Genomic DNA, 22,484 nt, shown 5'->3' on the forward strand with positions numbered 1-22,484 from the left:
TTGATGCCTGGCAGTTCCCTACTCTCGCATGGGGAGACCCCACACTACCATCGGCGCTACGGCGTTTCACTTCTGAGTTCGGCATGGGGTCAGGTGGGACCACCGCGCTCTCGCCGCCAGGCAAATTCTTTCGACGTCTTTCAACGTCCTAACCTTTCATGTCGCCGTGCATCGCTACACCACGCCATCCAATCCTCGAACAAGCTAAAAATTCCGTCTCTCTCACCAAAACACCTTCGGTGTTGTAAGGTTAAGCCTCTCGGGTCATTAGTACTGGTTAGCTCAACGTATCACTACGCTTACACACCCAGCCTATCAACGTCCTCGTCTCGAACGTCCCTTCCGGGGAATCAAGTTCCCAGGGAAGACTCATCTCGGGGCAAGTTTCCCGCTTAGATGCTTTCAGCGGTTATCTCTTCCGCACGTAGCTACCGGGCAGTGCCATTGGCATGACAACCCGAACACCAGCGGTGCGTTCACTCCGGTCCTCTCGTACTAGGAGCAACCCCCCTCAATCTTCCAACGCCCACGGCAGATAGGGACCGAACTGTCTCACGACGTTCTAAACCCAGCTCGCGTACCACTTTAAATGGCGAACAGCCATACCCTTGGGACCTACTTCAGCCCCAGGATGTGATGAGCCGACATCGAGGTGCCAAACACCGCCGTCGATATGAACTCTTGGGCGGTATCAGCCTGTTATCCCCGGAGTACCTTTTATCCGTTGAGCGATGGCCCTTCCATTCAGAACCACCGGATCACTAAGACCTGCTTTCGCACCTGCTCGAGCCGTCACTCTCGCAGTCAAGCTAGCTTATGCCTTTGCACTAACCTCCTGATGTCCGACCAGGATTAGCTAACCTTCGTGCTCCTCCGTTACTCTTTGGGAGGAGACCGCCCCAGTCAAACTACCCACCAGACACTGTCCCCGGCCCGGATGACGGGCCCAGGTTAGAACATCAAACATTAAAGGGTGGTATTTCAAGGTTGGCTCCATGCAGACTGGCGTCCACACTTCAAAGCCTCCCACCTATCCTACACATCAAGGCTCAAGGTTCAGTGTCAAGCTATAGTAAAGGTTCACGGGGTCTTTCCGTCTTGCCGCGGGTACACTGCATCTTCACAGCGAGTTCAATTTCACTGAGTCTCGGGTGGAGACAGCCTGGCCATCATTACGCCATTCGTGCAGGTCGGAACTTACCCGACAAGGAATTTCGCTACCTTAGGACCGTTATAGTTACGGCCGCCGTTTACCGGGGCTTCGATCAAGAGCTTCTCCTTACGGATAACCCCATCAATTAACCTTCCGGCACCGGGCAGGCGTCACACCGTATACGTCCACTTTCGTGTTTGCACAGTGCTGTGTTTTTATTAAACAGTTGCAGCCAGCTGGTATCTGCGACTCCCGTCAGCTCCATCCGCAAGGGACTTCACCAGCAGGAGCGTGCCTTCTCCCGAAGTTACGGCACCATTTTGCCTAGTTCCTTCACCCGAGTTCTCTCAAGCGCCTGAGTATTCTCTACCTGACCACCTGTGTCGGTTTGGGGTACGATTCAATGTTACCTGATGCTTAGAGGCTTTTCCTGGAAGCAGGGCATCTGTCACTTCAGCACCGTAGTGCCTCGTCATCACGCCTCAGTGTTGACAGCAGACCGGATTTGCCTGGTCCACCCACCTGCACGCTTAAACCGGGACAACCGTCGCCCGGATGACATAGCCTTCTCCGTCCCCCCTTCGCAGTAACACCAAGTACAGGAATATTAACCTGTTTCCCATCGACTACGCTTTTCAGCCTCGCCTTAGGGGTCGACTCACCCTGCCCCGATTAACGTTGGACAGGAACCCTTGGTCTTCCGGCGTGCGGGTTTTTCACCCGCATTATCGTTACTTATGTCAGCATTCGCACTTCTGATACCTCCAGCAGCCCTCACAGGCCACCTTCACCGGCTTACAGAACGCTCCCCTACCCAACAACACATAGTGTCGCTGCCGCAGCTTCGGTGCATGGTTTTAGCCCCGTTACATCTTCCGCGCAGGCCGACTCGACCAGTGAGCTATTACGCTTTCTTTAAATGATGGCTGCTTCTAAGCCAACATCCTGGCTGTCTGGGCCTTCCCACATCGTTTCCCACTTAACCATGACTTTGGGACCTTAGCTGGCGGTCTGGGTTGTTTCCCTCTTCACGACGGACGTTAGCACCCGCCGTGTGTCTCCCGTGATAACATTCTTCGGTATTCGCAGTTTGCATCGGGTTGGTAAGCCGGGATGGCCCCCTAGCCGAAACAGTGCTCTACCCCCGAAGATGAGTTCACGAGGCGCTACCTAAATAGCTTTCGGGGAGAACCAGCTATCTCCCGGTTTGATTGGCCTTTCACCCCCAGCCACAAGTCATCCGCTAATTTTTCAACATTAGTCGGTTCGGTCCTCCAGTTAGTGTTACCCAACCTTCAACCTGCCCATGGCTAGATCACCGGGTTTCGGGTCTATACCCTGCAACTAGACGCCCAGTTAAGACTCGGTTTCCCTGCGGCTCCCCTATTCGGTTAACCTTGCTACAGAATATAAGTCGCTGACCCATTATACAAAAGGTACGCAGTCACACCTAAAAGGTGCTCCCACTGCTTGTACGTACACGGTTTCAGGTTCTATTTCACTCCCCTCGCCGGGGTTCTTTTCGCCTTTCCCTCACGGTACTGGTTCACTATCGGTCAGTCAGGAGTATTTAGCCTTGGAGGATGGTCCCCCCATGTTCAGACAGGATACCACGTGTCCCGCCCTACTCATCGAACTCACGACCTGTGCATCTTCGTGTACGGGACTGTCACCCTGTACCGTGCGCCTTTCCAGACGCTTCCACTGACACACAAGCCGATTCAGGTTCTGGGCTCCTCCCCGTTCGCTCGCCGCTACTGGGGGAATCTCGGTTGATTTCTTTTCCTCGGGGTACTGAGATGTTTCAGTTCCCCCGGTTCGCCTCATTAACCTATGGATTCAGTTAATGATAGTGTGACAAGTCACACTGGGTTTCCCCATTCGGGTATCGTCGGGTATAACGGTTCATATCACCTTGCCGACGCTTTTCGCAGATTAGCACGCCCTTCATCGCCTCTGACTGCCTAGGCATCCACCGTGTACGCTTAGTCGCTTAACCTCACAACCCGAAAGTGTCTCGGGATGCGAGTATTTTGAGAGACTCGAACAACACATGAATTCTCATTCACATGCTGTCGTTTCAATTTTTCAGCTTGTTCCGGATTGTTAAAGAGCAGATAACATAAACCTGACTATCTCTAATCAGTTTTAGGTTAGCGTTGACCGTGCCTTTCACCCACTGTCAGTCATACTGGCGTCCCCTAGGGGATTCGAACCCCTGTTACCGCCGTGAAAGGGCGGTGTCCTGGGCCTCTAGACGAAGGGGACATCACTTGTCAGCTTCGCAAGACGCTTTTGACTCTTTCTTATCATCAGACAATCTGTGTGGACACCACGCAGGCACTTCTACTCGGTAAGGAGGTGATCCAACCGCAGGTTCCCCTACGGTTACCTTGTTACGACTTCACCCCAGTCATGAATCACAAAGTGGTAAGCGCCCTCCCGAAGGTTAAGCTACCTACTTCTTTTGCAACCCACTCCCATGGTGTGACGGGCGGTGTGTACAAGGCCCGGGAACGTATTCACCGTAGCATTCTGATCTACGATTACTAGCGATTCCGACTTCATGGAGTCGAGTTGCAGACTCCAATCCGGACTACGACGTACTTTATGAGGTCCGCTTGCTCTCGCGAGGTCGCTTCTCTTTGTATACGCCATTGTAGCACGTGTGTAGCCCTACTCGTAAGGGCCATGATGACTTGACGTCATCCCCACCTTCCTCCGGTTTATCACCGGCAGTCTCCCTTGAGTTCCCACCCGAAGTGCTGGCAACAAAGGATAAGGGTTGCGCTCGTTGCGGGACTTAACCCAACATTTCACAACACGAGCTGACGACAGCCATGCAGCACCTGTCTCAGCGCTCCCGAAGGCACCCTCGTATCTCTACAAGGTTCGCTGGATGTCAAGAGTAGGTAAGGTTCTTCGCGTTGCATCGAATTAAACCACATGCTCCACCGCTTGTGCGGGCCCCCGTCAATTCATTTGAGTTTTAACCTTGCGGCCGTACTCCCCAGGCGGTCGATTTAACGCGTTAGCTCCGGAAGCCACGGTTCAAGACCACAACCTCCAAATCGACATCGTTTACAGCGTGGACTACCAGGGTATCTAATCCTGTTTGCTCCCCACGCTTTCGCACCTGAGCGTCAGTCTTCGTCCAGGGGGCCGCCTTCGCCACCGGTATTCCTCCAGATCTCTACGCATTTCACCGCTACACCTGGAATTCTACCCCCCTCTACGAGACTCTAGCCTGTCAGTTTTGAATGCAGTTCCCAGGTTAAGCCCGGGGATTTCACATCCAACTTAACAGACCGCCTGCGTGCGCTTTACGCCCAGTCATTCCGATTAACGCTTGCACCCTCCGTATTACCGCGGCTGCTGGCACGGAGTTAGCCGGTGCTTCTTCTGCGGGTAACGTCAATGGGTAAAGGTATTAACCTTACCCCCTTCCTCCCCGCTGAAAGTGCTTTACAACCCGAAGGCCTTCTTCACACACGCGGCATGGCTGCATCAGGGTTTCCCCCATTGTGCAATATTCCCCACTGCTGCCTCCCGTAGGAGTCTGGACCGTGTCTCAGTTCCAGTGTGGCTGGTCATCCTCTCAGACCAGCTAGGGATCGTCGCCTAGGTGAGCCTTTACCCCACCTACTAGCTAATCCCATCTGGGCACATCCGATGGCAAGAGGCCCGAAGGTCCCCCTCTTTGGTCTTGCGACGTTATGCGGTATTAGCTACCGTTTCCAGTAGTTATCCCCCTCCATCAGGCAGTTTCCCAGACATTACTCACCCGTCCGCCGCTCGCCGGCGGGGAAGCAAGCTTCCCCCCGCTGCCGCTCGACTTGCATGTGTTAGGCCTGCCGCCAGCGTTCAATCTGAGCCATGATCAAACTCTTCAATTTAAAGTTTGATGTGTTTTCCGAAGAAAACGGTGCTCAAAGAATTTACTGTTTATTCGTAATGAATTAACTGTTGTCACTCTTCAAGACTTTCACTAAATATTTTTAGTGAAGTGTCCTGCGAGTGCCCACACAGATTGTCTGATTGATTGTTAAAGAGCAGCGCCACTTACCGTGGCCGCGGGTCGCATATATTATGCTTTCCCGACAAGAAGTCAAGCGATATGCGCCTGATTTCTTACTGAAACTGCGCTGGCGTTTCGCCGTTGCCGTGTCAGTGGAGGCGCATTATAGGGAGTTATTCCGGCCTGACAAGCACTAATTTCAAAAATAATCCCGACCGCTCAATATTCACTCACCCACTGTGTTTAATGGCAATTTTTCGAGTGAATGAAAGCCATAACGGCGTAAAACTGGCCAAAGCGCCGCCACTTTAGGCGTGATCGACAAACAATAAGCCAGGTTTTTCTCCGTTGAACATTTAGGGTTATCTAAATGCTCTATCAGCCATGCGGTTCTACGCGCAATTGCCGAGCCAGAATCAACCAACCGTGTACCATCAGGTAGTACCTGCTGTAGCTCTTCGGTCAACAACGGGAAATGCGTGCACCCTAATACAACCGTATCCGGCGGCTCAGGCAATTTCAGCCACGGACGCAAAATTTTGCGTAATGCATCCTCAGATACCGATTCGCCTTGTAATTTCGCCTCGGCAAACTCAACCAACTCAGCAGAACCCAATAGCAAAATCTGGCAGTCATGGGCGAAACGTGAAATCAGTTCATGAGTGTAAGAGCGCTGAACCGTCGCCCGGGTTGCCAATAGGCCAACCACGCCGTTTCGGGTGAGTTTTGCCGCAGGTTTAACCGCAGGGACCACCCCAACGACCGGGAAATCAAAACGTGTGCGCAATGCGGGCAGTGAAATCGTGCTGGCAGTATTACAGGCAATAATCACCAGAGATAATGGATGCTGCTTCTCTACTGCTTCGACAATAGAGAGCACACGCTCGATAATGAATTGCTCAGGCTTTTCCCCATAGGGAAAAGCCTCATTATCGAATGCATAAATATAATGTAAGTCCGGCAGCAATTTGCGAACTTCATCATAAACGGACAAACCGCCCACCCCAGAATCAAACACCAGGACCGTCGGGCGGCTGGGTAAATCAGAAACTATAGCTTCCGGTGAGATAGTATTCTCGCCCTGCAGTTCGGTAGCCATATACCGTCTCATAATTCTTATCAAACAGGTTGGCTATTCTAGCACGAACTGTCAGATGTGAGGTGACAGGATATGATGCAGCGATATCCCACAAACTCACCCCAGCCAGCTTCACTCTCTCTGCCGGCGTGGTATTGAAGTTCTGGTCATAACGTTCACCCAGATAGTGATAAGTTACCGTCCAGTCCAGATCGTTGAATTGCCAGTCCAAATCATATTTAAATTGCTGTCTGGCGCGTCGGGTCAATATTTGATTGGTATCGAGATCACGCGGGTCCAAATAATCGTACGACAATTTGTGTGACACAAACCCGGTATCAAATGATGCTGTCGCTTCAACGCCCTGTAGGCGGGCACGACCGACATTCACATTCGCGAAAGTTGGCGCACTGCCGCTCTGGATTAAGTTATCCACATCATTACGATATGCTGACACATGCCAGTTCACCGGCCCCGTCAAACCTTCAATACCACCTTCCCACTGCTTACTTTCTTCTGGCTTAAGACTCGCATTTCCAGAGAATGACCCGTAAAGCTGGCCAATGGTTGGTGCCTTGTAACCCGTTCCATAAGATGCCAGCAAACGATAACCATCAATGAATTCCCATGCGGCACTGCTTTGCCAGGTAGAATGTTGACCAAACTGGGAACTGTCATCGCTGCGTAGTGCCCCTTCAAGAGTTACCGGGCCGAATGCCTGTAACGCAGTGGTATAAATACCGGTATTACGGATCTCATAACCATTAGCGATAAAGTTTGTGCCAGGCTCAGTGGTTTGCTTCTGCCAGTCAACGCCCGCACCAACATTACCCTTTCCTACCTGAACACTGCTGTTCCACTGAACATTGTACTGTTGGATATCGTCTAAGGTGGCGGAGTCGTTATAAGGGTTACCAGTATGATCATAATTATAATCTTTACTATGGCTGTAACTGGTGATCAGTTGAGAGGCCCATATATCTCGATGATAACGCAACCCGGTATCCCAACTGCGACTGTAAAGCTGTCGCATATCCCATGGTGTCCCATCGTACGCCGTCCGGTTATCAAAGCCGTATCCACGAACAAACCCGCTGACATTCTCACTGAACTGATGTTCAACATTTCCGTATACCGTTTTGCTCATGAAACCATCGCGATCAGGCTGGGCGGGGTCTCCAAACGAATCGGGCAGGTTGGCGACAACATCAAACCCTCTGGTATAGGTGTAATTCCCGGCAAAGGTTGCCAGTGTATTCGCGCCCAATTGCTGCTGGGTGGAAGCGTCATAAGACTGATAACCATTGGAGCCGATCCCCGTGGAAAGCGTTGTACCTTTTTTCTCGCGGGTCGTAATGATATTCACCACACCGCCAATCGCATCCGAGCCATAAACGGCTGAGCGCGGCCCACGGATATATTCCACTTTCTGAACCAGGGAAATCGGGATTTGGCTGATATCAGAAGAACCGCTGACACCAGCCTGATTCAGCCGCACACCATCAATCAATACCAATACATGGCTTGATGACGCACCACGGATAAATAACCCACTCAGTTGCCCTAAGCCACCGCTCTGGTAGAGATCTACCCCCGGCAACCGTCGCATAACGTCGGTCAGGCTTTTTGACTGCCAGCGGTCAATATCATCACGCGTCACTACCGTCGTGGGGGCCAACACGGTGGAAATCGGTTGGGGGAAACGGTTGGCGGTCACCACCATTGCATCACTATTGCTGTCTTGTTGTGTGTTGTCGCTACCCTGCGCCCATCCGGAAAAAGCCGTGGCTACCGTCGCCGCCAGCATCGTTATTTTTTTATTAAGCATGTTAAGAAGCATCCAAACTGAATTGGCAGGATGCCGCATCCTCACGATCGATAGCACGCGATGACCATGAAATAGTGCGACGTATTCCGGCAGGTCTTCGGGCTTGGGTGCAGCCATCAACTGGCACGGCAACGATGACTTCCCATCCGTCAGGACAGTGTCTACATATATTATCGTTGCCCATTCCCCTTACCGCTGCGCGTCAGCTCCAGACTCACACTGGATTCCCTTTTCACTTGCGAGGCAAGACCGGATGCTCATGCTACGATCGGGGCAGGTAGATGTCTAGACTTCCATTTTTAGATAAGCGAATCCGTACAGCAAGACTGGACATCCCCTCCGGATGCCCTACAATCGCGCCCTGACTGCTATCTGTCACGTAGCAACATTATTCCAGCCGCTTTTTCAGATGAGACCATCATGACGCCAGAGATTCTGCCCATCGACCAATATGACGCCCAGCTTGAAGAAAAAACCGGGCGTCTTGGTGCCATGATGGCGCCATTCGATGCGCCGGCACCGGTTGTATTTCGTTCGCCGGTCAGCCACTACCGGATGCGAGCAGAATTTCGGATCTGGCATGATGGCGATGATCTCTACCACATTATGTTTGATCAGCAGACCAAACAACGGATCAGGGTCGATCAATTTCCGGCTGCCAGCGAGCTGATTAACCGCCTGATGCCCGTGCTGCTTAACGCACTACGCGCCGAACCGGTGCTACGGCGCAAACTATTCCAGATTGACTATCTCTCCACGCTAAGTGGCGAGATAGCCGTATCCTTGCTGTACCACAAAGCACTGGATGCCGAGTGGCAACAACAAGCTCGTCTCTTGTGCGATGGACTACGCGCACAGGGTTTTGCTCTACAGCTAATTGGTCGCGCAACGAAAACCAAAATTTGTCTGGACCGGGATTACGTGGATGAATGTCTGCCGGTCGCAGGCCGACAGATGATTTATCGTCAGGTGGAAAACAGCTTCACCCAGCCTAACGCCATGATGAATATTCAAATGCTGGAATGGGCGTTATCCGTCACGCAAGGCGCGACGGGCGATTTGTTAGAGTTGTATTGTGGCAACGGCAATTTCTCACTGGCGCTGGCACGCAATTTCGAACGGGTGCTGGCAACGGAGATAGCCAAACCGTCAGTCGCGGCAGCGCAATATAATATTGCCGCTAACCAGATTGATAACGTGCAGATTATTCGCATGGCGGCAGAAGAATTCACCCAAGCCATGACGGGGGTGCGCCAGTTTAATCGTCTGCAAGGCATTGACCTGACGAGCTATCGTTGTGAAACGATTTTTGTCGACCCACCACGCAGCGGTCTGGATAACGAGACCGTAAAACTGGTACAGGCATACCCACGCATTCTCTATATTTCCTGCAACCCGGAAACCCTGTGTGCCAATCTGGAAACACTGAGTCAAACGCACCAGATAAGCCAGTTGGCGCTGTTTGACCAGTTCCCTTATACCCATCACATGGAATGTGGCGTGTTACTGGAAAAACGCCAGTAACACGACCTGTAGTAAGCGAAACTCAGCAGGTAAAGCGAGTTAAGGCGTATTGATGTCATTACTGTCGGGCTTACGAGCCCGCAGTTTGACGACCAGCCACAGCGCCAGTACAACGCAAAGGATAGACGGCACAAAATTGGAACCTATCTGCGGGTATTCTGCTCGAACAATGGCGCTGTAAAGCAACAAACCGAACAGAAAACAGCTCGCCGCCAGGAGTGGTGTGCCTTTTGGCATAGCATGATGCATATAACGCTGATGCAGGCAATAAACCGACAGCACCAGCGCTATCAACGGAAAAATGGAAAACGGCACGATAGAACTGAACACGGCGATAAAGGAACCGTTCGCGGACAAACCAGCGGCTACCGCCAGCACCAACGTACTTTTCTCTGAATTTATCTGCTCTGTCATGACATGTCCTCTGATTATCCCTCAGGGTAGGTAAACACCTTTACCCTGCTCTTTGCGATACCAGTAATAGGCGCCTTTGGCAATCATGCGCAACTGCAATACTAACCGTTCTTCCAGTTGACGCCGTTGTTCAAGATCCACATCCAGCGCTTCGGCACCCGCGCTGAATACGATAGTCACCATCGCTTCTGACTGTGCTTCGGCGAAGCTGCGTGGAATATGATTTTCGACTTCAAGATAGTCGGCCAGTTCAGCGATAAAATGTTGAATTTCGCGTGCCACAGCGGCACGGAACGCGGCTGACGTACCGGAGCGTTCCCGCAGTAGCAGCCGGAACGCATTGGGATTGTCGCCAATGAACTCCATAAATGTGGAGACCGACGTTCTGATCACACTGCCACCGCTTCTGACAATGCGTTGACGAGCCTGCCGCATCAGTTGACGTAGCATCAGTCCGCTTTCATCCACCATGGTCAACCCCAATTCATCGACATCGCGAAAATGGCGATAAAACGACGTTGGGGCAATGCCCGCTTCACGAGCAACCTCGCGCAAACTCAGGCTGGCAAAACTGCGTTCAGCGCTTAACTGGCTAAAAGCAGCCTCAATCAGGGAACGGCGAGTTCGTTCTTTTTGTTGTGCTCTGACACCCATTATCCTGCCTGCAGTCATCAGCTCTCCTTACGTCAAGGACAGCACTATAACAACTTTACTTGCTACATACTGCGCCAAAGTTTGTCATAGTAAAAATGTGATCCTGGGTTTCCATACAAATATCAGGGATGATTGGGTTATCATTCCGACGATGTTACAATAGCGTTAGTAACTTGTATAAAAACAGGTGGTTCCTACCATGTCCATACAACAGCAATACGATTACGATGCCATCGTGATTGGTTCAGGTCCGGGTGGTGAGGGGGCGGCCATGGGGCTCGCCAAACAAGGGGCGAAAGTTGCCGTGATAGAACGGCATTACAATGTCGGTGGTGGCTGTACCCACTGGGGTACCATCCCGTCTAAATCCCTGCGACATGCCGTCAGCCGTATCATCGAATTCAATCAAAACCCTCTGTATAGCGACAACGCCCGCGTCATCAGTTCCTCGTTCTCCGACATCTTGCGCCATGCTGACAGCGTCATTGGCCAGCAAACCCGTATGCGTCAGGGCTTCTACGAGCGCAATCACTGCGAAATATTTTCCGGCGAAGCACGGTTTATCGATGCGCATACCATCGCGGTGTATTATCCAGATGACACTCACGACACGCTGACCGCCGCGAATGTTATTATCGCTACCGGCTCACGCCCTTATCATCCCGTCGGCGTGGACTTCGATCATCCCCATATCTATGACAGTGATTCCATTCTCGATCTGGATTATGAACCCAAGCATGTGATCATCTATGGTGCAGGGGTCATCGGCTGTGAATATGCCTCAATATTTAGGGGGTTAAACGTCAAGGTCGACCTGGTCAATACCCGTGACCGTCTGCTGGCGTTTCTCGACCAGGAGATGTCCGACGCCCTGTCCTACCATTTCTGGAATAGCGGCATCGTAATTCGTCATAACGAGGAATTCGAGCGTATTGAAGGGCTGGATGATGGCGTCATCATTCACCTGAAATCCGGCAAAAAAATGAAAGCAGACTGCCTGCTTTATGCCAACGGGCGTACCGGCAATACCGAAAACCTGGGGCTGGACACTATCGGGCTGGAAACCGACAGTCGTGGTCAGTTGAAGGTCAACAGTATGTACCAGACGGCTCAGGCTCATATCTACGCCGTGGGTGACGTGATTGGCTACCCCAGTCTGGCATCGGCCGCCTATGATCAGGGCCGCATCGCGGCGCAAGCCATCACCAAAGGCGAGGCTATCGCGCACCTGATTGAGGACATTCCTACCGGTATTTATACCATTCCAGAGATCAGCTCCGTCGGTAAAACCGAGCAGGAACTGACGGCGATGAAAGTGCCGTATGAAGTGGGTCGTGCGCAGTTCAAACACCTGGCGCGGGCACAAATTGTGGGCATGAATGTCGGCAGTCTGAAAATTCTGTTCCACCGCGATACCAAGCAGATTCTCGGCATCCACTGCTTTGGCGAGCGGGCGGCCGAAATCATTCACATCGGTCAGGCGATTATGGAACAGAAGGGGGAAGGCAACACGATAGAGTACTTCGTGAATACCACCTTTAACTACCCGACGATGGCGGAAGCCTATCGGGTCGCAGCGTTAAACGGCTTAAACCGGTTATTTTGATAACCGGTTTTTACTCAGGCTGGAAATGCTGAGCCAGACCACAGGCTGATTAGGCAGACTGTTGCGCCAGTTGCTCCATGTGGAGTTGCATGTGCTCACGCACCGACTCAGCCAGTTGTTCATAACGACCGCGCAGCGGCGAACCCGGACGGTACACCAGCGCGATGGTGCGTTTGGGCTCCGGCTTGTAACAAGGCAGGTAGCATACGCCATCGCGTATCCGTTCCTGCGGCACCGCCAGCGAGGGCAGTAACGTAATACCGCTGCCCGCCGCTACCATGTTACGCAGTGTCTCCAGACTGGTCGCCCGAAAATGGGTATCTTCATCCGCTCCGGCCTGAAAACAGAAACCCATCGCCTGATCGCGCAGGCAATGCCCGTCTTCCAGCATCAGCAGCTTCTCACCCGACAAATCAGACATCGCCACTCGCTCACGATTCGCCCAGGGGTGATCCTGATAAATCGCCAGCTTCATCGGCTCATCAAACAACGGCACTTCGATGAAGGCTTCCGACTCTTTGACCATCGCCAAAATAGCGCAATCCAGCTTGCCGCTGTCGAGCTGGGCCAGCAATTGGTGTGTCTGAGCTTCATGCAAATACATTTCCAGCTTCGGGAAAGTACGGTGCAACATGGGGATAATCTGGGGCAACAGATAGGGGCCGACAGTCGGGATCAAGCCGATATGCAGCGGGCCGGACATGGTTTCTCCCTGCTGGCTGGCCATTTCTTTTAGCACCTTCACTTCACGCAGCACTGTTCTGGCTTGTTCCACCAGCAACAACCCCGCCTGAGTAAACAGCACCTTGCGGCTGGTTCTCTCCAGCAACATCACCCCCAGTTCGTCTTCCAACTTACGAATCTGACCACTGAGTGTGGGCTGGCTGACATGGCAGGAATCTGCTGCGCGTCGAAAATGGCGGTGCTCCGCCAGCGCCACCAGATACTCTAAATCCCGAATATTCATGCCCTGATTCCCCTAAACATGATAGTCCCTAGCGATAGATAGGATAGCAATGAACGATTAGTCCTATCAACATTTAATAATGAATAATATCCCTCACGAACCGAGTCCTGATCAGCAATGGATTCAGCCAGACAGAACTTTTCGACCAGTAGAGACGACAATATGTTTGTAAGCCAAGAAGGCAAAAAAATTCCGTCAGTCACTTTCCATACTCGCCAGGGAGATCAATGGGTTGATGTGACTAGCGAAGAACTCTTTAACAATAAGACCGTCGTCGTCTTCTCTTTACCAGGGGCTTTTACACCCACCTGCTCTTCCAGTCATTTGCCACGCTATAACGAGTTGGCTGAAGTATTCAAGCAGTTTGGCGTTGACGCCATTCTGTGTGTATCCGTGAACGACACGTTTGTCATGAACGCCTGGAAAGCGGATCAAAACGCAGAAAATATTACCTTTATTCCCGATGGTAATGGCGAATTTACCCGCGCCATGTCCATGCTGGTCGAAAAAGCGGAACTGGGCTTTGGCCCCCGCTCCTGGCGCTACTCCATGCTGGTTCGTCACGGCGTGGTAGAGAAAATGTTTGTTGAACCCAACAAGCCGGGCGACCCGTTTGAAGTTTCCGACGCCGACACCATGCTGAAGTACCTCGCTCCACACTATAAGGTTCAGGAGTCTGTTTCACTGTTCACCAAACCAGGCTGTCCGTTCTGCGCCAAGGCCAAGCAGTTATTGCAGGATCGCGGTCTTCAATATGAAGAAATCATGTTGGGTAAAGATGCGACTACAGTAAGCCTGCGGGCCGTGACCGGGCGCAGTACCGTACCCCAGGTGTTTATCGGTGGTCGCCATATCGGCGGCAGCGAAGAACTTGAAACCTTCCTGACGATATAATTTTTATAAGCCAACGAAACTTTGGCGGGCTTCGGCCCGCCCTTTTTTTATTCGATGCGCTTAGCACCCAAAACACAAACGCCCGTCTGGTGCTCTCCAGACGGGCGTTTGTTCATGTTCAGCAAAAACGTCAGGCAGACGCTATCGGGCGTACACCCAACGTATGACAAATGGCGTAACTCAATTCGGCACGGTTCAGGGTGTAGAAATGGAAGTCCTTCACCCCTTCACGGCTGAGGATTTTCACCATATCCATCGCAATGGAAGCCCCCACCATCTTGCGGGTTTCCGGATCGTTATCCAGCCCTTCAAACATCGCCGTCATCCAGTTTGGTACCCGTACATTGGTCATGGTGGCGAAACGCTGCAACTGTTTGAAGTTCGACACAGGCAAAATACCGGGGACGATTTCCACATCAATACCCGTCGTCACGCAACGGTCACGAAAACGCAGATAACTTTCCACATCAAAGAAGAACTGCGTGATAGCGCGGCTGGCACCGGCATCAATCTTCCGTTTTAGGTTGATCAGGTCTGCCTGTGCGCTTTTCGCTTCCGGGTGTACTTCAGGATAAGCCGCGACCGAGATATCAAAATCACCGACCTCTTTAAGCAAAGTCACCAGATCAGCGGCATACATATCCGGTTTTCCTCCCCCCAACGGTAAGTCGCCGCGCAGGGCAACGATGTGGCGGATACCACTTTGCCAGTAATCCTGGGCGATGGCTTTCAGCTCGTCACGGGAGGCGTCGATACAGGTCAGGTGTGGCGCTGCTTCCAGACCGGTACGTTCCTTGATGCCTTTGATAATGCTGTGGGTGCGGTCACGCTCACCGGAATTGGCACCGTAAGTGACCGACACGAATTTAGGTTTCAGACTGCTGAGGCGGTCAATCGAGCTCCACAGCGTTTCTTCCATCTCGCTGGTACGCGGTGGGAAAAACTCAAAGGAAACGTTAATCCGGCCCTGTAATTCGGCCAGATTCTGGTTCAGCGCTTCCTGATGGTTCGCGTGGAAAAAGCTCATATCCTTACCTCGATTAGCCATTATCATTGTTATTTTCTACAAACGTCTATACGTTTAGACGTCTATATAGAAAATGACCGAATCCGATTAAAGAGTCAACGCTTTTCAACGTGATGAATACTGATGTTTGCTCATACAACATGAAGAAAATTCATGACCACACACGGCAAGCCAGCCGGTCTTCACGACAGATCAAACACGCCCACAAACACACATAAAACATAAGGAATTCGTTTTCAGTATTGGCAACAATCGCTCGCTTTGCCACTGCGCAGACTCATAGCATAAAAAAAGCCTGCGGTTGCAGGCTTCTCGGTTTGTTGGGTAAGGCTATCGGGGTCGCGCCCGACCAATCACAGCAGTTGTGCCAGACGGTTGAGATCCGACTGAATGGCCCCTGCGGTCACATCTCGGCCCGCGCCTGGGCCACGGATCACCAGTGGGTTGTCACGATACCAGCGACTTTCGATGGCAAATACGTTATCACATGGCAACAACGCCGCCAGCGGATGATCCGCCCGCACCGCTTCCACGCCGACACGCGCTTTGCCGTTACTATCAAAACGGGCGACATAGCGCAGCACCAGTCCCATCTCATTAGCGGCTTCCAGTCGCTGCAACATCTGCTGATTCAGCGGTTCGCCATCTTCAAAGAACTGATCTACGGAGACATTCTCACACCCGGCAGGCACCAGTGATTCCACCCGCACCTGATTGGGCTCTATCTCATAACCGGCTTCGCGCGCCAGGATCACCAGCTTGCGCATCACATCCTGCCCGGAAAGATCAACGCGCGGATCCGGCTCGGTCAACCCCTGCTGCCAGGCTTGATCCACCAGTTCGGTAAACGGTACCGTGCCATCAAACTGCAGGAATAACCATGACAACGTGCCGGAGAAAATACCGCTGATAGCCAGAATGCTGTCACCGCTTTCACGCAAATCACGCACCGCATAGTTTACTGGCAACCCAGCGCCAACCGTCGCGTTATACAACCAGTGACGCCCGGTTTTAGCAAAGGCATCACGGATCTGACGGTAATTATCGCCACCGGACGCCCCCGCCAGTTTATTGGCGCTAATCACATGGAAACCGTAGCTGGCGAAATCCAGATAAAGGTCGGCAACCGACTGGCTCGCGGTGACATCCAACACCACCAGATCATCATACGGGTGAGCACGCATCCACAGGAACAATTCGTCATCATCACGTTCCTGTGCTTCGTCGCCAAAGAAAGCCAGTACGCGGCTGGCATCCAGCCCCTCGTAATTCAGCAGGCTGCGGGAACTGTCCACCACCCCCGCCAGAGTGAATTCAAAACCGGTACGCGCCGAAATCAGACTCTGTTCACGGGCGAACAGCTCCAGCCAACGAGAACCGATGTTGCCTTTGCCAAACAATACCAAGCCGATGCGCTTTTCCGCCCGAAACAGCGAATGATGCAGACCGCGAACCAGATGCTCGGTCGGCCCGACACGCAGTACCGCCACCAGACTGATATCGTCTTCCGCCTGCCAGACAAACTCGATCGGCTGGTCGCGCAGTTGCTGGTAGAAACGGTGGCTGTGCAACGGGTTACGACACACACCCGCGCCCACCAACGCGACCAACGCCAGCCCTTCACGCAGGTGTAGCGATACCGGCAACGCCGCCTGTTCCAGCACTTGCCAGGCACTGAGCACCACTTCCGAGGTGTAGCACAATTGCAGCAGATTACGGTCCTGATGTACGCCCAGCGCCAGCGGCCGAATTTGCGCTTTCTGCAACAGCTGCTCGACGTCTTTGTACATACGGACAAAGTCGTGATCCGCCGGTACGCCAATTTCAATCAGGCACACATCATCATGGCTGGTGACAATCTTGGCACCGGTGCCGGAAGCCAGAACGCGCTCAATACGGGTCGACCCCTGCTCTGGCTGGTAGCTGCAACGCAATTGCAGGTCGATATCACTACCGGAAACCGGCTGCAGGGTACGGGCATGCAGTACCGGTGCGGCCAGACGAGCCAGCTCGCTGGCTTCATCCAACCGCAGCAGCGGCAGCAAACACGCATCTTTAACTTTGCGTGGGTCAGCGCTGTACACACCGGCCACGTCACTCCAGATAGTCACGCGCTCAACACCCGCCAGCGCGCCAATTTGCGTAGCGGAATAGTCACTGCCGTTGCGCCCCAGCAGCACGGTTTCACCGGCCTCGTTGCTACTGATAAAACCGGTGATGACCAGCCGCTGCCCGGCATGCTGGGTCAGTAATTGCTGCAACAATGGCCAGGAGCGACCTTCATCGACCTGCGGCTGTGCCGCCCGTTCGGTACGCAGGAAGGTTCGGGCATCCAGCCAGTCCGCAGACAGGTTTTTCTGATTCAGCACCGCCGCCATCAGCCGTGCCGACCAGATTTCACCGTGCCCCACCACCTCGGCATAGGTGGCATCGGTCATTTTGCTATCCAGCAACGCCGCCAGGCGTTCCAGATCGCGAATGAATTCATTAATCAGCGGTGCCGCCGTTTCAGCTGGCAGCAAACCGGAAATCAGTTCACTTTGATAACGGCGCAGCGACTGCTGCACCTGATGGGCGGAAATCCGGTCCGACTGGCTGAGGGTCAACCAGCTAATTAACTGGTTGGTGGTGCTGCCTGCTGCCGAGACCACCATCAAGTCGCCAGCCTGGCTGTAATTCGCCATGATGCCAGCGACACGCTGATAACATTTCACATCTGCCAGGCTGCTGCCGCCGAATTTATGCAGTTGCCGTCCTTTTACGGCCGCTGCTATCCCTAACGCACTCATTGTTACCTCTTGGCTGCTGCCTGAAATGCTCTGTCCAGAGAGGCGACCAGATCGTCACCATCTTCAATGCCGACAGAAATACGCAATAACGTTTCCGAGATACCGGCGGCGGCACGCGCTTGCGGTACCATACCTGCGTGAGTCATGGTAGCGGCATGAGAAATCAGACTCTCGACGCCACCCAGCGACTCCGCCAGCGTGAAGAGATCCAGCGCAGACAGAAAACGACGCAGGGTATCTTCATCGCCATCCAGCTCAAAACTCAGCATCGCGCCAAAGCCGGACTGCTGCCGACAGGCAATCTCATGGCCGGCATTCCCGGGCAAAGAAGGATGATACAACGCCTTGACCAGTGGCTGATGCCGCAAATACTCCACAATTTGCAATGCATTCTTCTGCGCCATCGCCATACGAGGGGACAGCGTACGCATACCGCGCAGCAACAGGTAGCTATCAAACGCCGCGCCGGTCACACCAATATTGTTAGCCCACCAGGCCAGTTCCGTCGCTACCTCAGGGTCGCGGGCAATCACCGCCCCGGCCACCACATCCGAATGACCGTTAAGGTATTTGGTGCAGGAATGCACCACCAGATCCGCACCCAGTTTAAGCGGATTTTGCAACGCCGGACTCAGGAAGGTGTTATCCACCACGCTCACCGCCCCAACATCACGAGCGGCCTGACAGATAGCGGCGATATCCACGACGCGCAGAAGCGGATTGCTGGGGCTTTCAACCAGCACCAGTTTCGGTTTTTCCGCCAGGGCAGCATTAAGCTCAGCCAGATTGCCCTGATCGACGAATTTCACGTTGAAAGCACCGCGTTTGCTCAGGCTATCAAACAAACGATAGCTGCCGCCGTAGCAATCATGCGGCGCGACCAACAGATCGCCAGGCTTCAGGAATACCGTACAAACCAGCATGATAGCCGACATACCGCTGCTGGTCATGACCGCGCCCGCCCCGCCTTCCAGCTCCGCTAGCGCGCGCTGGACAACATCACGGGTCGGGTTGCCACGCCGTGAATAGTCATGCGCTCTGGGCTCATTAAAACCGGTGAAGTTGTAAGTACTGGAGAGGTGAATCGGGGGAACAACGCAACCGAACTGCTCGTCATTGTTTAACCCACTGCGGACTGCGATAGTAGCCTGTTTACGCGTCATCGGTACTTTTCCTGACTGGAAGACTGAGGTGAAGAAGTTAAGCTAGAGAGTAAACCCGGATAATATAGACGTCAATACATCTGGACTTCTAAACTTCTTTGCGTATAGATTGAGCATCCCTGCAATAATCGTTAGAATTATGGTGTTTTGTGCCAGTGACTGTTTTTATCACGATCAATATTTAAGGTATCCCATGGCTGAGTGGAATGGCGAATATGTAAGCCCATACGCTGAACACGGCAAGAAAAGTGAGCAGGTTAAGAAGATCACCGTATCTATCCCTTTGAAGGTATTGAAGATACTGACAGACGAGCGTACCCGTCGTCAGGTCAACAACCTGCGTCACGCAACCAATAGCGAGTTACTGTGTGAAGCGTTCTTGCACGCTTTTACCGGCCAACCCTTACCCAATGATGACGATTTGCGTAAAGAGCGCGGCGATGAAATTCCTGAAGCCGCCAAAGCGATTATGCGTGAAATGGGGATTGACCCGGATACGTGGGAATACTGAGCAGGCTGTGAAGCAGACAGGAAAGCACCGCTGAAACAACAAAGGCACCCGAAGGTGCCTTTGTTTTGGCAGAATAACCGGTTAACCGATTGTCTGCCCCAGCGCAGAAGCCAATTATTTTTTGGTGCCTGGCATGCTGAAACGTTTGTTGAAACGCTCAACACGACCGCCGGTGTCAACCACACGCTGTTTACCGGTGAAGAACGGGTGGCAAGCACCACAGACGTCCAGGTTCAGGTCGTGAGCAACGGTAGAACGGGTTTTGATGACGTTACCGCAAGAGCAAGTTGCAGTAATTTCAACGTAATTCGGGTGAATACCTTCTTTCATGGGAAACCTCTGTTTAAGGCCGTGTCGCTATCCGGCCCTGTTCCGCCAGACACCACACGAAGTTGAGTGAAATAGTCTTTATACTACGAGGTATAAAGGCGGCGGATCATACAGAAATTAACCACCCGATGCAATTGGATCCGCGCAAACACACTGCCTTACCTCAACAAGGTACTGGCAAGATTGCACAACGTCGTCGCGCACAGTACCGTGACGGCAGACAAACCCTGATGCATAACCTAAGACTTTCATGACGCATTTGAACGCACACACCACGCCTGTTGTTCAGGTTGCTTTGCCGGTGCCACTGACACGCACGTTTGATTACCGGCTGGCGGCTGGCGTCACGCCACCGGAGCCAGGCAGGCGGGTGAGCGTTCCTTTCGGCAACCGTAAGATGATCGGTATCGTGGTGGCGCTGGGTGCGGGCAGTGAACTGCCGCCGGAACAGCTCAAACCGCTACATGAGGTACTTGATGACGCTCCGCTATTCCCCGACAGCCTGTGGCGCATCTTGCTGTGGGCAGCAGAGTATTACCACTACCCGATTGGCGAAGTGTTATTCCATGCGTTGCCGATACTCCTGCGGCAAGGGAAACCGGCACATCGCGCCCCGCTCTGGCAGTGGTTTGCCACCGAGCAAGGCCGTGCCACGCCGCTGAATGCGCTAAAACGCGCGCCCAAACAGCAGCAGGCGCTGGCCGCGCTGCTACAAGGGCCGCTCTATCGCCATCAGGTGGCGGAAACCGCGCTGACGGAAACGGCATTGCAGGCGTTGCGCGAAAAAGGGCTGAGCGAGCTGCGCGCGCAGCCAACACAAGTGCAGGACTGGCGGGAGCATTTCAGCCTGGCAGGTGAACGTCTGCGCCTGAATACGGAGCAAGCCACCGCTGTCGGAGCCATACGCAGCGAAGATGACCACTTCGCCGCCTGGTTACTGGCGGGGATCACCGGGTCAGGTAAAACCGAGGTTTACCTCAGCGTGCTGGAGAATATTCTGGCGCAGGGTAAGCAGGCTCTGGTGCTGGTGCCGGAAATCGGCCTGACACCACAAACCATCGCCCGTTTTCGCGATCGGTTTCATGCCCCAGTGGAAGCACTGCACTCTGGGTTAAATGACAGCGAGCGTTTGTCGGTGTGGTTACGGGCGAAACAGGGTGAATCCGCCATTGTGATTGGTACGCGTTCCGCTCTGTTTACCCCTTTTGCGCGACTGGGGCTCATCATCATCGACGAAGAGCACGACGGCTCTTATAAGCAACAGGAAGGCTGGCGTTACCATGCGCGCGACCTGGCGGTGTTTCGCGCCCGGCAGGAAGATATCCCCATCGTGATGGGATCAGCCACTCCCGCGCTGGAAACGCTCTATAACGTACAGATTGGCAAGTACCGCCAGTTGCGGCTGAGCAAACGCGCTGGCAACGCCCGGCTGGCTCAGCAACACTTGCTGGATTTGAAAGGACTACCGCTAACCAGCGGCTTGTCGCAACCGTTAATCCAGCGTGTTCGACATCATCTGGCACAGGATAATCAGGTTATTCTGTTTCTTAACCGCCGTGGCTTCGCGCCAGTGGTGATGTGCCATGAATGCGGCTGGATAGCCGAGTGCCAGCGCTGCGACAGCTATTACACCTTGCACCAACATCAGCGCATGATGCGTTGCCACCACTGTGACAGCCAGCGTCCGGTGCCGCAGCAGTGCCCGCAGTGTGGCTCCACCCATCTGGTGCCGGTTGGTCTGGGTACCGAGCAGCTGGAACAGGCGCTACCCGCGTTGTTTCCCGATACGCCCATCACCCGCATCGATCGCGATACCACCAGCCGTAAAGGTGCGCTGGAGCAACAACTGGCGCAGGTCCGCCAGGGCGGTGCCCGCATTCTGATCGGCACCCAAATGTTGGCCAAAGGACACCATTTTCCTGACGTTACGCTGGTCGCGTTGCTGGATGTCGACGGTTCGCTGTTTTCCGCCGACTTTCGTGCCACCGAGCGCTTCGCCCAGCTCTACACGCAGGTATCCGGGCGGGCCGGGCGGGCCGGTAAAGCCGGCGAAGTCGTGCTACAGACCCATCACCCGGAGCACCCGCTGTTACAGACGCTACTGCATCAGGGCTACGATGCGTTCGCCAGCCAGACGCTACAAGAACGCCAAAGCGTATTTCTGCCGCCGTTTACCAGCCATGTCCTGTTCCGGGCCGACGATCATGACAATCAGCAGGCCAGCCTGTTCCTGCAGCAGTTGCGCAATTTGCTGGAGGCCAGCCCGCTGCGCGACGACGCGTTGTGGCTGATGGGGCCAGTGCCTGCCTTGCAGCCCAAGCGCGCCGGGCGTTTTCGCTGGCAATTACTGTTGCAACACCCATCGCGCGCCACGCTGCAACGCATCATTCGTCACTCTATGGTGTTGATCGATACCCTACCGCAAGCCCGTAAGGTGAAATGGGTCATGGATGTCGACCCGACAGACAGTTGAGCCGATTCTGCGCCGCAGGCCTGAGCCGTGCCAGTCGCCGTCATGGTTTTTGCGA

14 protein-coding genes, 1 tRNA gene, 3 rRNA genes and 1 riboswitch are annotated in these 22,484 nt (G+C 53.5%); of the genes, 5 read left to right on the forward strand and 13 right to left on the reverse strand.

Features of this window, described 5'->3' with window-relative positions:
- Positions 1-5: 5 nt before the first annotated feature.
- The 6 genes from rrf to btuB form a co-directional block, all read right to left on the reverse strand.
- Positions 6-121, reverse strand: a 5S ribosomal RNA gene (gene rrf / locus FGI04_RS17665).
- Between the two features lie 125 nt (positions 122-246).
- Positions 247-3,152: ribosomal RNA gene (locus FGI04_RS17670) — 23S ribosomal RNA — on the reverse strand.
- Between the two features lie 193 nt (positions 3,153-3,345).
- Positions 3,346-3,421, reverse strand: a tRNA-Glu gene (locus tag FGI04_RS17675).
- 86 nt (positions 3,422-3,507) lie between these two features.
- Positions 3,508-5,049, reverse strand: a 16S ribosomal RNA gene (locus FGI04_RS17680).
- The 16S, 23S and 5S rRNA genes sit together here with 1 tRNA gene alongside, the layout of an rRNA operon.
- Positions 5,050-5,397: 348 nt before the next feature.
- Positions 5,398-6,270, reverse strand: coding sequence for a glutamate racemase (murI, locus tag FGI04_RS17685; protein WP_407337043.1), 873 nt, complete (start codon positions 6,268-6,270; stop codon positions 5,398-5,400).
- A complete protein-coding gene (gene btuB / locus FGI04_RS17690) occupies positions 6,215-8,077 on the reverse strand; it encodes a TonB-dependent vitamin B12 receptor BtuB (RefSeq protein ID WP_407340149.1) in 1,863 nt (620 codons plus the stop codon). Before btuB ends, murI begins: the two co-directional genes overlap by 56 nt.
- Positions 8,078-8,148: 71 nt before the next feature.
- A riboswitch (cobalamin riboswitch) is annotated at positions 8,149-8,344 on the reverse strand.
- Between the two features lie 153 nt (positions 8,345-8,497).
- On the opposite strand from btuB, the gene trmA reads away from it, so the two are divergent.
- The gene (gene trmA, locus FGI04_RS17695; RefSeq protein WP_023640990.1) at positions 8,498-9,601 is read left to right on the forward strand and encodes a tRNA (uridine(54)-C5)-methyltransferase TrmA; all 1,104 of its coding nucleotides are present in this window, start codon (positions 8,498-8,500) and stop codon (positions 9,599-9,601) included.
- Positions 9,602-9,640: 39 nt separating this feature from the next.
- On the opposite strand, the gene FGI04_RS17700 is transcribed toward trmA, so the two are convergent.
- Positions 9,641-10,015, reverse strand: coding sequence for a YijD family membrane protein (locus FGI04_RS17700; protein WP_342699611.1), 375 nt, complete (start codon positions 10,013-10,015; stop codon positions 9,641-9,643).
- A gap of 21 nt (positions 10,016-10,036) precedes the next feature.
- On the reverse strand, positions 10,037-10,669 hold the full coding sequence (gene fabR / locus FGI04_RS17705; protein WP_016942852.1) for an HTH-type transcriptional repressor FabR: 633 nt from the start codon (positions 10,667-10,669) through the stop codon (positions 10,037-10,039).
- Between the two features lie 205 nt (positions 10,670-10,874).
- On the opposite strand from fabR, the gene sthA reads away from it, so the two are divergent.
- Complete coding sequence (gene sthA / locus FGI04_RS17710; protein ID WP_342699741.1) at positions 10,875-12,275, forward strand: Si-specific NAD(P)(+) transhydrogenase; 1,401 nt, start codon at positions 10,875-10,877, stop codon at positions 12,273-12,275.
- Between the two features lie 49 nt (positions 12,276-12,324).
- Here the strand turns inward: sthA and oxyR are convergent, their stop codons facing one another.
- Positions 12,325-13,242, reverse strand: coding sequence for a DNA-binding transcriptional regulator OxyR (gene oxyR, locus FGI04_RS17715; RefSeq protein WP_019846448.1), 918 nt, complete (start codon positions 13,240-13,242; stop codon positions 12,325-12,327).
- 162 nt (positions 13,243-13,404) lie between these two features.
- Here oxyR and FGI04_RS17720 point away from each other — a divergent pair, with 162 nt between their 5' ends.
- Positions 13,405-14,136 (forward strand): glutathione peroxidase, encoded by a 732-nt coding sequence (locus FGI04_RS17720; RefSeq protein WP_038905959.1) that lies wholly within the window; start codon positions 13,405-13,407, stop codon positions 14,134-14,136.
- Positions 14,137-14,266: 130 nt separating this feature from the next.
- Here the strand turns inward: FGI04_RS17720 and metF are convergent, their stop codons facing one another.
- From metF to metB, 3 genes are all read right to left on the reverse strand, one after another.
- Positions 14,267-15,163: a methylenetetrahydrofolate reductase gene (gene metF / locus FGI04_RS17725; RefSeq protein ID WP_407274388.1), complete on the reverse strand. Its 897-nt coding sequence runs from the start codon at positions 15,161-15,163 to the stop codon at positions 14,267-14,269.
- A 353-nt stretch (positions 15,164-15,516) separates the two neighbouring features.
- Positions 15,517-17,952: a bifunctional aspartate kinase/homoserine dehydrogenase II gene (locus FGI04_RS17730; protein WP_407337044.1), complete on the reverse strand. Its 2,436-nt coding sequence runs from the start codon at positions 17,950-17,952 to the stop codon at positions 15,517-15,519.
- A gap of 2 nt (positions 17,953-17,954) precedes the next feature.
- Entirely contained in the window at positions 17,955-19,115 is a 1,161-nt protein-coding gene (gene metB / locus FGI04_RS17735; protein WP_407337045.1) for a cystathionine gamma-synthase, read from the reverse strand.
- A 193-nt stretch (positions 19,116-19,308) separates the two neighbouring features.
- Between metB and metJ the strand changes: the two genes are divergently transcribed.
- On the forward strand, positions 19,309-19,626 hold the full coding sequence (gene metJ / locus FGI04_RS17740; protein WP_012767902.1) for a met regulon transcriptional regulator MetJ: 318 nt from the start codon (positions 19,309-19,311) through the stop codon (positions 19,624-19,626).
- Between the two features lie 114 nt (positions 19,627-19,740).
- Here the strand turns inward: metJ and rpmE are convergent, their stop codons facing one another.
- Positions 19,741-19,956 (reverse strand): 50S ribosomal protein L31, encoded by a 216-nt coding sequence (rpmE, locus tag FGI04_RS17745; protein ID WP_016942846.1) that lies wholly within the window; start codon positions 19,954-19,956, stop codon positions 19,741-19,743.
- Positions 19,957-20,206: 250 nt separating this feature from the next.
- Between rpmE and priA the strand changes: the two genes are divergently transcribed.
- The gene (priA, locus tag FGI04_RS17750) at positions 20,207-22,429 is read left to right on the forward strand and encodes a primosomal protein N' (protein WP_210175822.1); all 2,223 of its coding nucleotides are present in this window, start codon (positions 20,207-20,209) and stop codon (positions 22,427-22,429) included.
- Positions 22,430-22,484 lie beyond the last annotated feature (55 nt).

Source organism: Dickeya ananatis (genome assembly GCF_019464615.1).
Taxonomy (GTDB): domain Bacteria; phylum Pseudomonadota; class Gammaproteobacteria; order Enterobacterales; family Enterobacteriaceae; genus Dickeya; species Dickeya oryzae.

Excerpts from the sequence above, each read along its gene's own strand:
- FGI04_RS17700 (WP_342699611.1), bottom strand. The coding sequence starts at position 10,015 with ATGACAGAGCAGATAAATTCAGAGAAAAGTACGTTGGTGCTGGCGGTA.
- FGI04_RS17720 (WP_038905959.1), top strand. The coding sequence starts at position 13,405 with ATGTTTGTAAGCCAAGAAGGCAAAAAAATTCCGTCAGTCACTTTCCAT.
- btuB (WP_407340149.1), bottom strand. The coding sequence starts at position 8,077 with ATGCTTAATAAAAAAATAACGATGCTGGCGGCGACGGTAGCCACGGCT.
- metF (WP_407274388.1), bottom strand. The coding sequence starts at position 15,163 with ATGAGCTTTTTCCACGCGAACCATCAGGAAGCGCTGAACCAGAATCTG.
- FGI04_RS17730 (WP_407337044.1), bottom strand. The coding sequence starts at position 17,952 with ATGAGTGCGTTAGGGATAGCAGCGGCCGTAAAAGGACGGCAACTGCAT.
- metJ (WP_012767902.1), top strand. The coding sequence starts at position 19,309 with ATGGCTGAGTGGAATGGCGAATATGTAAGCCCATACGCTGAACACGGC.
- murI (WP_407337043.1), bottom strand. The coding sequence starts at position 6,270 with ATGGCTACCGAACTGCAGGGCGAGAATACTATCTCACCGGAAGCTATA.
- oxyR (WP_019846448.1), bottom strand. The coding sequence starts at position 13,242 with ATGAATATTCGGGATTTAGAGTATCTGGTGGCGCTGGCGGAGCACCGC.
- priA (WP_210175822.1), top strand. The coding sequence starts at position 20,207 with ATGACGCATTTGAACGCACACACCACGCCTGTTGTTCAGGTTGCTTTG.
- metB (WP_407337045.1), bottom strand. The coding sequence starts at position 19,115 with ATGACGCGTAAACAGGCTACTATCGCAGTCCGCAGTGGGTTAAACAAT.
- trmA (WP_023640990.1), top strand. The coding sequence starts at position 8,498 with ATGACGCCAGAGATTCTGCCCATCGACCAATATGACGCCCAGCTTGAA.
- rpmE (WP_016942846.1), bottom strand. The coding sequence starts at position 19,956 with ATGAAAGAAGGTATTCACCCGAATTACGTTGAAATTACTGCAACTTGC.
- fabR (WP_016942852.1), bottom strand. The coding sequence starts at position 10,669 with ATGGGTGTCAGAGCACAACAAAAAGAACGAACTCGCCGTTCCCTGATT.